This window comes from Virgibacillus senegalensis, from assembly GCF_000821245.2.
GTDB lineage: Bacteria > Bacillota > Bacilli > Bacillales > Amphibacillaceae > Sediminibacillus > Sediminibacillus senegalensis.
This window is the reverse complement of record NZ_LN611425.1, coordinates 883,295-895,473: the sequence shown is the minus strand read 5'-3', so window position 1 is coordinate 895,473 and position 12,179 is coordinate 883,295. Positions and strand designations below refer to the sequence as shown.

General features: G+C 43.7%; 14 protein-coding genes. 13 read left to right on the top strand and 1 reads right to left on the bottom strand.

The window, feature by feature from the left end; genetic code table 11:
• Position 1: 1 nt before the first annotated feature.
• From fabD to rnc, 4 genes are all read left to right on the top strand, one after another.
• Positions 2 to 949, top strand: a complete 948-nt coding sequence (gene fabD, locus BN1067_RS15310) for an ACP S-malonyltransferase (RefSeq protein WP_053219701.1) — start codon at positions 2 to 4, stop codon at positions 947 to 949.
• Positions 950 to 951: 2 nt separating this feature from the next.
• On the top strand, positions 952 to 1,692 hold the full coding sequence (gene fabG / locus BN1067_RS15305; protein WP_053219700.1) for a 3-oxoacyl-[acyl-carrier-protein] reductase: 741 nt from the start codon (positions 952 to 954) through the stop codon (positions 1,690 to 1,692).
• 37 nt (positions 1,693 to 1,729) lie between these two features.
• Positions 1,730 to 1,963 carry an acyl carrier protein gene (locus BN1067_RS15300; RefSeq protein WP_053219699.1) on the top strand — a complete coding sequence of 78 codons (234 nt, stop codon included), beginning with the start codon at positions 1,730 to 1,732 and terminating at the stop codon, positions 1,961 to 1,963.
• Between the two features lie 118 nt (positions 1,964 to 2,081).
• A complete protein-coding gene (rnc, locus tag BN1067_RS15295) occupies positions 2,082 to 2,768 on the top strand; it encodes a ribonuclease III (RefSeq protein WP_053219698.1) in 687 nt (228 codons plus the stop codon).
• A 161-nt stretch (positions 2,769 to 2,929) separates the two neighbouring features.
• Here rnc and BN1067_RS15290 read toward each other — a convergent pair whose 3' ends face one another.
• Positions 2,930 to 3,151, bottom strand: a complete 222-nt coding sequence (locus tag BN1067_RS15290; RefSeq protein ID WP_053219697.1) for a DUF1128 domain-containing protein — start codon at positions 3,149 to 3,151, stop codon at positions 2,930 to 2,932.
• A 168-nt stretch (positions 3,152 to 3,319) separates the two neighbouring features.
• Here BN1067_RS15290 and smc point away from each other — a divergent pair, with 168 nt between their 5' ends.
• The 9 genes from smc (at position 3,320) to trmD (ending at position 12,090) form a co-directional block, all read left to right on the top strand.
• Positions 3,320 to 6,886: a chromosome segregation protein SMC gene (gene smc, locus BN1067_RS15285; RefSeq protein ID WP_053219696.1), complete on the top strand. Its 3,567-nt coding sequence runs from the start codon at positions 3,320 to 3,322 to the stop codon at positions 6,884 to 6,886.
• A gap of 22 nt (positions 6,887 to 6,908) precedes the next feature.
• Positions 6,909 to 7,910 carry a signal recognition particle-docking protein FtsY gene (ftsY, locus tag BN1067_RS15280; protein WP_053219695.1) on the top strand — a complete coding sequence of 334 codons (1,002 nt, stop codon included), beginning with the start codon at positions 6,909 to 6,911 and terminating at the stop codon, positions 7,908 to 7,910.
• A 67-nt stretch (positions 7,911 to 7,977) separates the two neighbouring features.
• Entirely contained in the window at positions 7,978 to 8,304 is a 327-nt protein-coding gene (locus BN1067_RS15275; RefSeq protein WP_053219694.1) for a putative DNA-binding protein, read from the top strand.
• Positions 8,305 to 8,317: 13 nt separating this feature from the next.
• Positions 8,318 to 9,661 carry a signal recognition particle protein gene (ffh, locus tag BN1067_RS15270; RefSeq protein ID WP_053219693.1) on the top strand — a complete coding sequence of 448 codons (1,344 nt, stop codon included), beginning with the start codon at positions 8,318 to 8,320 and terminating at the stop codon, positions 9,659 to 9,661.
• An 82-nt stretch (positions 9,662 to 9,743) separates the two neighbouring features.
• A complete protein-coding gene (gene rpsP, locus BN1067_RS15265; protein ID WP_053219692.1) occupies positions 9,744 to 10,016 on the top strand; it encodes a 30S ribosomal protein S16 in 273 nt (90 codons plus the stop codon).
• Between the two features lie 14 nt (positions 10,017 to 10,030).
• The gene (locus BN1067_RS15260; RefSeq protein WP_053219691.1) at positions 10,031 to 10,258 is read left to right on the top strand and encodes a KH domain-containing protein; all 228 of its coding nucleotides are present in this window, start codon (positions 10,031 to 10,033) and stop codon (positions 10,256 to 10,258) included.
• Between the two features lie 187 nt (positions 10,259 to 10,445).
• A complete protein-coding gene (locus BN1067_RS15255; RefSeq protein ID WP_053219752.1) occupies positions 10,446 to 10,832 on the top strand; it encodes a YlqD family protein in 387 nt (128 codons plus the stop codon).
• Positions 10,833 to 10,843: 11 nt separating this feature from the next.
• Positions 10,844 to 11,362: a ribosome maturation factor RimM gene (gene rimM, locus BN1067_RS15250; protein WP_053219690.1), complete on the top strand. Its 519-nt coding sequence runs from the start codon at positions 10,844 to 10,846 to the stop codon at positions 11,360 to 11,362.
• Complete coding sequence (trmD, locus tag BN1067_RS15245) at positions 11,359 to 12,090, top strand: tRNA (guanosine(37)-N1)-methyltransferase TrmD (protein ID WP_053219689.1); 732 nt, start codon at positions 11,359 to 11,361, stop codon at positions 12,088 to 12,090. Before rimM ends, trmD begins: the two co-directional genes overlap by 4 nt.
• The last annotated feature ends 89 nt before the right edge of the window (positions 12,091 to 12,179 follow it).

Genomic DNA, 12,179 nt, shown 5'->3' with positions numbered 1-12,179 from the left:
CATGAAACGAGTTGCTTTTGTTTTTCCCGGGCAGGGTTCCCAGGAAGTAGGAATGGGAAAAGATTTATACGATCATTTTGAAACGGCAAAGCAGCTGTTCGAACATGCAGATAAACAGTTGGATGGCGATCTGACATCACTTATGTTTGAGGGACCCCAGGAAACATTGACCAATACAGAAAACGCCCAACCGGCTTTGCTGCTGACGAGTGCAGCGATTGCAGCGGTTCTAAAGGAACAAGGTGTGGAACCGGTAATGACCGCCGGGCACAGTTTAGGAGAGTACAGTGCACTTGTATCTGCAGGAGCGATCAGCCTTGAGGAGGCTCTTCCGCTCGTTCGCTCGCGTGGCCGCTTGATGGAAAAAGCATATCCGGCTGGTAAAGGATCAATGGCTGCTGTGTTAGGCGGTGATGCGGAAACAATTCAAGCCGTCCTTGATTCTGTAAATGAGGAAACGGGAGAGGTTGTCGATTCTGCCAACTTCAACTGCCCTGGTCAACTAGTTATTTCCGGAACGAAGCAAGGAATTGAAGCCGCTGGAGATAGACTGAAGGAAAATGGGGTAAAACGAGTTCTTCCGTTGAATGTCAGCGGACCATTTCATTCTCGTTTGATGAAGCCAGCTGCGGAGAAATTCGCGGAAGAATTGCAAAAGACTAATCTTACCGATGCTAAGCTGCCTGTCTATGCGAATGTTACCGCTGCTCCAGTGACCAGCCGGGAACAGATTGCGGAATTATTGGTGCAGCAACTGTATTCCCCTGTAAGATTCCAGGAAATCGTCGAGGCGATGTTGAAAAAAGAGCTTGATGCGATCGTCGAGGTGGGGAATGGAAAAGTCCTGACCGGACTGGTGAAAAAAATCCATCGGCGGATGAAGACTTTTGCCGTACAGGATACGGAATCTCTTCAGGCATTTGTTGAATGGTATAAGGAGGAATCTTAAGCATGCTGAAAGGAAAAGCTGCGTTAGTTACTGGAGCTTCCAGAGGAATAGGAAAAGCAATAGCACTTGAGCTTGCCAAGCAAGGTGCAAAAGTTGCAGTCAATTTTGCAGGAAATGAAGCGAAAGCCCAAGAAGTAGTAGAGGAAATTGAGCGGCTTGGCGGAGAAGCTTTGAAAATCAAGGCTAACGTGTCCGAAGAAGCAGAAGTCAAACAAATGATTAAGCAAGTGGTCGAATCTTTAGGCAGCCTGGATATTCTTGTGAATAATGCCGGCATTACGAGAGATAATCTATTGATGAGAATGAAAGAAGAAGAATTCGATCAGGTCATCGACACTAATCTGAAAGGTGTCTTCCTTTGTACGAAAGGAGTCACTCGTCAAATGATGAAGCAAAAGAGCGGAAGAATCATTAATATTGCTTCTGTTGTTGGCGTCAGTGGCAATCCTGGCCAGGCGAATTACGTAGCAGCAAAAGCCGGGGTAATCGGATTGACGAAATCTACGGCTAAGGAACTTGCTTCCAGAAATATTTTGGTTAATGCGGTTGCTCCAGGTTTTATTGAGACCGATATGACAGACCAATTAACAGATGAACAAAGACAAGGAATGCAGGAACTGATCCCGCTTGCCAAATTAGGAAATGGCGAGGATGTAGCAAAAGTGGTCCGTTTTCTTGCTTCTGAAGATGCCAATTATATTACCGGGCAAACCATCCACGTCGATGGCGGAATGGTCATGTGATTTTTTTAAACAATTTCTTTGAAAGGGGGTGAAAGAAATGGCAGATACATTCGAGCGTGTGAAGAAAATCGTAGTAGATCGTCTGGACGTGGAAGAATCCAAGGTAACAATGGAAGCTTCTTTTAAAGATGATTTGGAAGCTGATTCATTGGATGTCGTAGAATTGGTCATGGAATTGGAAGATGAATTCGACATGGAAATTTCTGATGAAGAGGCAGAAAAAATTGAAACAGTAGGTGATGCTGTTAATTACATAAACAGCATTCAATAATAAATAGTTTTTATTTATTTGCTACAGGAAGAATCGTTGTTTATGAAAATGGCAGTATAGAAAAAGTCCCGTTGATAGCGGGGCTTTCTCCATATATATACGAAAGGAGGTGGGCGATATGGACTTTTCAAAGCTGCAGAAACAGCTTGGCATCACTTTTAACGATGAAAGGCTGTTGCAACAAGCGTTTACCCATTCATCTTATGTGAATGAGCATCGGAAAAAGGACTATCAGGATAATGAACGATTGGAATTTTTAGGAGATGCGGTATTGGAATTGGGTGTTTCCCAATATTTGTATCGCGAGTATCCGGAGATGGAAGAAGGAGAATTGACTAAATTCAGGGCTTCTATCGTTTGTGAGCCTTCCTTAGTAAGCTTTGCGAATGATTTAGATTTCTCCGCTTACGTTTTGCTTGGAAAAGGGGAAGAAATGACAGGTGGTCGAAACCGTCCAGCCTTGCTGGCAGATGTATTTGAGGCATTTATTGGTGCCTTGTATCTTGACCAAGGCTTTGATGTTTCGATCGATTTTTTGGAAAAATATGTTTATCCCAAAATAACCAAAGGTGCTTTTTCGCATGCGATGGATTATAAAAGCCAGCTGCAGGAGTTGGTGCAACGGAGCAAGAATAGCAGCATAGACTATGCCATCACGGAAGAGCGCGGCCCAGCCCATAATCGCGAATTTGTTGCCGAGGTTCGAATACAGGGAACAGTTGCTGGTACAGGCTATGGAAGAACGAAAAAAGAGGCAGAACAGCGGGCTGCAAAAAAAGCGCTGGACAGCTATGAGGCAGGCTAACTAAAAGGAGGCATGAGCTTGAAACAGGAACAAGCACAGCCTCCTTTTTTTAGAAAATAAATTGGGGTTCTGTAGCACCTTTTCCGCACAAGTCCTGGGCAATCCACTATTCGTAGACATTTTCTCCGCATGGACAGTCTTCCTCTTGAATGGGATGCCTATTACTTGCGGTGGTCTGCCAGTTCCTGGATGAACGCCTGGGTTTCTGCCACGCTTAGCTGACCTTTGTGTTCAAGCATGTCATGCAGGGATTTTAACTCCTGGTATTTTTCGATGTCGTAATCTTCCGGATTCATAATAGTGCGGTTGACGACCTGCAATTTCTTTGCCATATTGTCAATGATGATAGCCAAGTTTTCCCTCGATGGTTCCTGTAAACTCACATTAACACTCCTCAATATTTTGTGATTCCTTCTATGACCCTACTCTTTATGATAAAATATATTAGTTGAAATGCAAAATTTTATTTGTGATTTTACATATTTCTTGTGGGCGTCTTGTCCACAAATTCCGATACAGAAACAGTTAATTAGTGAATTAGGAGAATGAGTATGTTTCTTAAACGATTAGATACAGTAGGATTTAAATCTTTCGCCGAAAGGATTTCTGTTGATTTTGTACCTGGTGTGACAGCAGTTGTCGGACCTAATGGCAGCGGGAAGAGCAACATAACCGATGCAATCCGGTGGGTGCTCGGAGAACAGTCTGCCAAGTCCCTGCGTGGTTCCAAAATGGAAGATATCATCTTTCAGGGAAGCGATTCCCGGAAAGCGTTGAATATCGCGGAAGTGACTCTGACACTCGATAACAGTGACCAGGCACTGCCGCTTGATTACCAGGAAGTGAGTGTGACTAGAAGGGTTTACCGTTCTGGAGAAAGCGAGTTTTTAATCAACAAACAATCCTGCCGTTTGAAGGATATTGTCGATTTATTTATGGATTCGGGACTTGGCAGAGAAGCTTTTTCGATTATCAGCCAAGGAAAAGTCGAGGAAATTCTCAGTTCGAAGCCTGAAGAAAGAAGATCGATTTTTGAAGAAGCTGCTGGTGTGCTCAAATATAAGCAAAGAAAGAAAAAGGCTGAATACAAACTGGCAGAGACTCAGGAAAATCTTAACAGGATTGAAGATATCATTTATGAAATAGACGGCCAGCTTGAGCCTCTGAAAGAGCAGGCAGCAGTGGCCAAGGATTACTTGCAGAAAAAAGATGAATTAAAAAAAGTGGAAATATCGCTATTAGTTGCAGAAATTGAAGAAATACACGGCAAGTGGAAAAACATTTTGGCAGATATCGAAACCCAAAAACAAAAAGAGATCGCTCTCCAAACAAGTATTCAGCAAAAACAGGCAGACTTGGAAGATGGACGGAGCCAGATCCAGGCAGTGGATGAATCCATCGAAGAGCTACAGGAATCTTTGTTGGACTTGACGAAACAAATTGAACATTTACAAGGAAAAAAGGAACTGATTAATGAGCGGTTCAAGCATTTTGAAGATAACAAATACAAGCTGGAGGAAGAAAACGGGCAGTTAAAAACAAGAACGGCCAAATTGGAAACGGATTTGGCTGCAGAACAGGAAAAACTGGCACGTCTTGAAGCAGAAAGGCGAGCGACGAAAACCAATTTGAAACAGACTACCGATCAGCTTTCCACCTCCAGACAAAATATCGAAGAGCAGATTGAAGAGTTGAAAAGCGATTATATCGAAAGACTTAATGAACAGGCTGCTAAAAGAAATGAAAGACAGTCAATCGCCAGACAGTTAGAGCAAATCAATTTGAAGAAAAACAGTCAGCAGGACAAATTTAAAGGATTGATTGACGAAAGAGAAAAACTGGAAAGGAAACTTGCGGAACTGCAAGGGGAATTGGCCAAACGCTCGGAGAAAAGGATTGAAGCCGAGCAGACGTATGAAAAGCAGAGAAAGACTTTGGAAGCAGATAAAGCAGGATACCAAGAGCTTCAGACCAAGCTTTATCAAGGCTATCAATATATCGAAAAGTTAAAGTCAAAAAAAGAAATGCTGGAGGATTTGAAAGAAGGTTTTCAAGGGTTTTTCCAGGGCGTTAAAGAAGTTCTAAAGGCCAGAGAGGAGAAAGCCTTAACTGGTATCGACGGGGCGGTAATCGAATTGATCGATGTTCCGTCAAATTTGATACCAGCAGTCGAAACGGCACTCGGCGGCCAGGCACAGCATATTGCTGTGGAAGATGAAAACAAAGCCAGGGAGGCGATTAACTGGCTGAAGAAGTATAACAAGGGCAGGGCAACTTTTTTGCCGATCACGGCAATTAAATCAAAATACATTCCCGGTGATTTATTATCGGCTGCAAAAACGCATGAAGGTTTTGTGGGTGTGGGATCCGAGCTCGTCTCTTATCAACCAAAGTACAAAGGGATTGTACAAAGCTTGTTGGGCAATGTGGTGATAGCTGATAACTTAAAGGCAGCCAACGACATTGCCGTTCGGATGCATCGTAGATTCCGGGTTGTTACGCTGGACGGTGACATTGTCAATCCCGGCGGGTCCATGACCGGGGGGGCAAAAAAGAAATCAGGCCAGTCCTTGTTTTCCCGCGAAAAGGATTTACAAGAGGTTACGGATAAATTAAGTGAGTTTCAGACAAAAGCGTTGGAATTTGAACAAAAAGTAAAAACACGCAAACAGGCAAACGATGAGTTGGAGAATACGATTGAAACCCAACGTGAGGTGATAAAAGCAGCTCAAGAGGAGGAACAGGAAATACGGACCTCTGTAAAAGAGATTGAAGTGAAAGTTGCCCACTATAACGAAAACTTAAAATTATATGATCAAGATACCAATCAATATGAAACAGATTATGCTGATTTGAAGCAACGGGAAGCAAAACTTGAAGAGGAATTGAACGGTTTGGAAAAAGTTCTGGAGGGTATCCAGTCCCAAATCGATGAATGTAACCGTCGGCAGTCTGACTACCTGGAAAACCAGGATAAATTACAGGATAGGCATCATCAACTGCAAATCACCATGGCGGAACAAGATGCAACGGTGAACAGTCAGAAAGAAAAATGCCAGTCGCTTAAGCTTCAATTGGAAGAGACGCAGCAGGCACTTCGTGAAAATTCGGAACAACTGGAACAAATGTTAGATTTCCAGAACAATCGAGAAACCGAAGAGGAGATCGATACGAAACTGGAAGAAAAACTGAACCAAAAAAACAAGGTGACAGAATTAATCCAGGCCCGCCGCCAAGAACGAATGAAAAGAACGGAGCAGACTGGTGATCAGGAAAGAGAAATCAAAGAGAAAAACCGGATTCATCAGTCACTGGTCCAAGACTTACAGGATAAAGAGCTGAAAGCTGCCAGGTTCGATGTCGAGCTGGAGAACCGACTGAACCATCTGCAAAACGAGTATGCGTTAACCTTTGAAAAAGCAGCTCAAACTTTCGAAAAGACCAACGATATAGAACAAGCGAAACAATCCGTCAAGTTGATCAAACGATCGATAGAAGAACTCGGCACTGTCAATATCGGAGCGATTGATGAATTTGAGCGAATCAGAGAACGATACGAGTTTTTAACAGAGCAGCAGACCGATCTGGTGCAGGCGAAGGATACACTGTTCGGTGTTATTTCCGAAATGGATGACGAGATGGTGAGAAGATTTGAAACAACCTTTATGCAAATAAAAGAGGAGTTTTCTACTGTTTTCTCGGCATTGTTCGGTGGGGGAAATGCGGAATTGAAATTAACCAATCCTGAAAACATGTTGGAAACAGGAGTGGACATCATTGCCAGACCCCCAGGGAAAAAATTGCAGCATTTAGGTTTGCTTTCAGGCGGGGAACGGGCTTTGACGGCAATCGCATTGTTATTTGCCATCCTGCGTGTGCGTCCTGTGCCTTTCTGTGTATTAGACGAAGTGGAGGCCGCACTTGATGACGCAAACGTCAATAGGTTTGCCAGATATTTAAAAGAGTTTAGCGAAAAGACCCAATTTATTGTGATTACACATAGAAAAGGTACAATGGAGGAAGCGGATGTACTTTATGGCGTGACCATGCAAGAATCGGGCGTTTCCCGGCTTGTTTCTGTCCGACTCGAAGACGCTCCTGCATTAGTAAAAGCATAAAAGCACGAGAAAGGAAGATAAGATGAGCTTTTTTAAGAAACTAAAAGAAAAATTCAGCGGTGATACGGATAAACAAGAGGCACAACCAGAGAAATACAAAGAAGGTCTTTCGAAAACGAGAGGCTCTTTTTCCAGCAAAATTAACGACTTGATGGCTCGCTATCGAAAAGTCGACGAGGATTTCTTTGAGGATCTGGAAGAAATATTGATTTCCGCAGATGTGGGCGTAACGGCAGTGATGGATTTAATCGACGAATTGAAAATGGAAGTGAAACGCAGAAACATTAAAGACAGTGCAGAAATGAAAGAAGTTATTTCCGAAAAACTGGTCGATATATACGATGGAGAATCGGAAGACGGAAAAGAACAGTTGCAGTTGAATGCAGATGGTTTATCTGTCATATTGTTTGTTGGGGTCAATGGTGTCGGGAAAACAACGACAATCGGAAAAATGGCCCATCAGCTGAAGCAGGAAGGCAAAAAAGTAATGATGGCAGCAGGTGATACGTTTCGCGCCGGAGCCATCGAACAGCTGGAAATTTGGGGAGAACGTGCCGGCGTGGATGTGATTAAGCACAATGCCGGCAGTGATCCGGCCGCTGTCATTTATGATGGCATTCAAGCGGCTCGATCCAGAGGTGCGGATGTTTTGTTGTGTGATACAGCCGGACGGTTACAGAATAAAGTGAATCTAATGAATGAACTTGCCAAAGTGAAAAAAGTTATATCCAGAGAAGTGCCTGGCGGGCCGCAAGAGGTGTTGCTTGTTCTCGATGCTACAACTGGACAAAATGCGATGAGCCAAGCCAAAACGTTTTCCGAAGCGACCGATGTATCGGGAATCGTTCTAACCAAATTGGATGGTACGGCCAAAGGTGGTATCGTGCTTGCCATCCGCAATGAATTGCAGATCCCTGTAAAGTATGTAGGGTTAGGCGAGAAAGTGACCGATTTACAGTCCTTCGATGCCCATGCTTTTGTTTATGGTTTGTTTGCCGATATGCTTGAAGAGGAAACAACTTGACAGAAGCTGCCGTAGTTAGGTAGTATTTTCAATGTAAAGGCATTTCACTTAACAAGGAGTGCTCATCTTGCTGGAAAAAACGACAAGGATCAATTTTCTGTTTGACTTCTACCAGGAATTGCTGACTCCAAAACAGCGTAATTACATGGAACTTTATTATTTGGAGGATTATTCACTTGGTGAAATATCGGAAACATTTGATGTTTCCCGTCAGGCAGTATACGATAACATACGACGTACCGAAGCAATGCTAGAAGCCTATGAAGATAAGCTTCACTTGTATAAAAAATTTACAGCACGCACCGATCTGTTGGAACAGATGGGCAGGGCGTTGAAAGAAAATCAGACATCGACCTTAAGGGAATTGGTTGATTCACTTAAAGAACTAGATTAGGAGGGCTCCTTCTATGGCATTTGAAGGCTTGGCCGAACGCCTGCAAGGGACGATCCAGCGCATTAAGGGCAAAGGAAAAGTCACCGAGCAGGACGTAAAGGAAATGACCCGGGAAGTGCGGCTTGCTTTATTGGAAGCAGACGTAAACTTCAAGGTAGTAAAAGATTTTGTTAAACGGATCAAAGAACGTGCAGTAGGGCAGGAAGTAATGGAAAGCCTGACACCTGGTCAGCAGGTAATCAAGGTAGTACGTGACGAATTGACTGAGCTGATGGGCGGCGAACAAAGCAAGATAGCGGTAGCCGACCGCCCCCCAACCGTCATTATGATGGTCGGCCTGCAGGGTGCGGGTAAAACGACAACTACTGGTAAGCTCGCGAATTTGTTGCGCAAAAAGTATAACCGGAATCCACTTTTGGTAGCAGCGGATGTTTATCGTCCGGCTGCGATCAACCAGCTTGAAACATTAGGTAAACAGTTGAGCATGCCGGTGTTTTCTATGGGAACAGAAGCAAACCCGGTTGATATTGCCAATCAGGCAATCGAACAGGCGAAGGCGGACCATCAGGATTATGTGATCATCGACACGGCGGGTCGCCTGCATGTCGACAACGATTTGATGGATGAACTGCAGCAAATTAAAACAAGCGTAAATCCGGATGAAATCTTCTTAGTCGTCGATGCAATGACAGGACAGGATGCTGTCAACGTAGCCGAAAGCTTCAACGAACAGCTGGATGTAACGGGCGTAGTATTGACTAAATTGGATGGTGACACTCGTGGTGGTGCTGCTATATCGATTAAAGCAGTCACGGACAAACCAATCAAATTCGCTGGTATGGGAGAAAAACTGGATGAGCTGGAAGCATTCCATCCGGAACGGATGGCCTCCAGGATTCTCGGAATGGGTGACGTTCTCTCGCTGATCGAAAAAGCCCAGGATACCGTCGATCAGAACAAAGCGAAGGAATTGGAAGAAAAAATGCGCTCCGCATCCTTCACGTTTGATGATTTCCTGGAGCAAATGGGCCAGGTCCGCAATATGGGGCCGCTGGAAGACTTAATCGGGATGCTCCCTGGCGCGAATAAAATGAAGGGCTTGAAAAACGTTCAATTCGATGAGAAGCAGCTCTCTCATGTGGAAGCAATCATCCAGTCGATGACGAAACAGGAGCGCCAGGATCCCAGCATCATGAATGCAGGCCGCAAAAAACGGATTGCTAAAGGCGCCGGCAGGTCGGTGTCGGAGGTCAATCGACTGTTGAAGCAATTTGAAGAAATGAAGAAAATGATGAAGCAAATGACCAACATGCAAAAGGGCAAAAAAGGGAAAGGGATGAAATTTCCGTTCATGTAATGGAAAAACCCTTTACAGACAATTAAACATCTGATAGAATCTAAACTTGTGATAAGCAATATTAATGATGGAGGTGCAAGACATGGCTGTAAAAATTCGTTTAAAGCGTATGGGTTCAAAAAGAAATCCATTTTATCGTGTAGTAGTAGCTGATTCACGTTCTCCACGTGACGGACGTTTCATCGAACAAATTGGCACTTACAATCCGGTAGCTAACCCGGTTGAAGTAAAACTAGATGAAGAAAAGGCGCTTGACTGGATGACTAAAGGTGCTAAGCCTAGTGATACAGTACGTAATCTTTTCTCAAAAGAAGGCATCATGACGAAGTTCCACGATACGAAAAACCAAAAGTAAAGTAGAGTGATATCATGAAAGCCTTAATCGAAACGATGGTGGCACCGTTGGTCGATCATCCGGAGGATATCCAGGTGACTGTTAAGGAAGACGAGGAAAAATTGACTTACCATTTAACTGTCCATCAGGAAGATGTCGGAAAAGTGATCGGCAAAAATGGAAGGATCGCAAAAGCAGTCCGAACGGTGGTTTATGCCGCTGGTTCGGATGAAACAAAGCGAATCTATTTGGATATCATGTAAAAAGGGAAAGGGATAACCTTTCCCTTTTTTCCAAGTTAAAAAAGTTGTCATCCTTTATCTGCCTCTCTAGATCATGCCTAGTCCCGGGGACAGCTTTTCAACGAGTTTTTACGGAGACAGCAAGTTTTTTCATCTGGACAGCTGTTGTGCTGCTTGGAGATATTTGGCGGAAAGGCAGGGGCTGGTATTGCAAATAATTAGGAAAATACCTGTCAAGCAGGTAATTACCGAGAAAAGCAAGGGCAAACTAGTAGAACAATTCAATCAAAACAAACAGCAGCTTGAACAAGAGTGTCAACAATTGCAATTTGAGCAGCGGAAACTACAAAACAAAAAAGGGGTTTCCAAGCACGAAGTAGCAAAACGGTTTCAGCAGGAAATCAAAAAACGCAAGGACAAAATAAAGTGGATTGAATTCCAGTTAGAACAATTGAGCATCCTGCCTATTGGCAGTGAAATAACGGAAGAAGAAGTTGAAACTCTTGTTGAAGTTGAAGAAGGATATAACTGGGATGACATCTCTGATGACAAATCCATTGTCGTTAAGGATGGCATCGTGATTCAAATAACATAGCAGGTGAAGATATGAGTGAAGAAATGTTCAACGTTGGCAAAATTGTAAACACCCATGGAATTAAGGGTGAAGTAAAGGTGTTACGTATTACCGATTTTGATGAAAGATTTGAAATCGGCAGCAGATTGTATTGGTCTGATGGGAAAAATAGCCTCACAGCTCTTACCGTTGACGGGCATCGCAGGCATAAGAACTTTGATTTATTGCACTTTTCCGGCTATGATTCCCTCAACGACGCTGAACCTTTGAAAAACGGTATGCTTCAAGTTAAGGCAGAGCAATTAGAACCGTTGGAAGAAGGCGAATTCTATTATCACGAAGTCATCGGCTGTGAAGTCTATACAGAAGGTGGCGACTACTTAGGGAAAATCAAAGAAATACTGTCACCCGGCGCCAATGATGTATGGGTGGTCAGCAGAAAAGGAAAAAAAGACTTGTTGATCCCTTATATTGAAGAAATCGTCAAAACGATCGATGTGGAACAAAAGCGGGTAACGATAGAGCCGATGGAGGGACTGCTTGACGAATGAAAATAGATGTACTGACACTGTTTCCGGAAATGTTTGATGGGGTGATGAACCATTCTATCTTAAAAAAAGCGCAGGAAGCAGGAGCTTTTCAATATCGATTGGTTAATTTTCGTGAGTATGCCCAAAACAAACATAAAAAAGTGGACGATTATCCATATGGAGGTGGCGCGGGAATGGTCCTGACCCCCCAGCCTGTGTTCGATGCAGTGGAAAACCTGTCAGCAGAGGCCACAGGGAAGCCCCGTGTCGTACTCATGTGTCCACAAGGAGAGCCTTACAATCAATCTAAAGCAATGGAGCTTGCAAATGAGGATCATTTGATTTTCATTTGCGGCCATTATGAAGGGTATGACGAAAGAATCCGGCAGCACTTGGCAACCGATGAAATTTCGATCGGTGATTATGTGCTGACAGGCGGGGAGTTAGGTGCCATGGTCGTAATAGACAGTGTTGTGCGGCTGCTGCCCGGTGTTCTTGGTAATGAGTCATCTGCTCCGGAAGATTCTTTTTCCACCGGCTTGCTGGAACACCCTCATTACACCAGACCGGCCGATTTTCGGGGGCTTCGGGTTCCAGACGTGCTGGTTTCAGGTAATCATAGTAAAATCGATGAATGGAGACGCCTGCAATCCTTGAAAAGAACGTATCAACGGCGCAAAGATTTGCTGGATGATTATCCATTGACTGAAAAAGAGAAAGCGTGGCTGGAAAGTAATGATGATGATTAATCATCATTACCGATCGGTTCGTAGGTCTATTTCCAGGAATCTTTAATTAATAGTTGAAGTAGACCGCTTGATATGGTATATTATTTGTT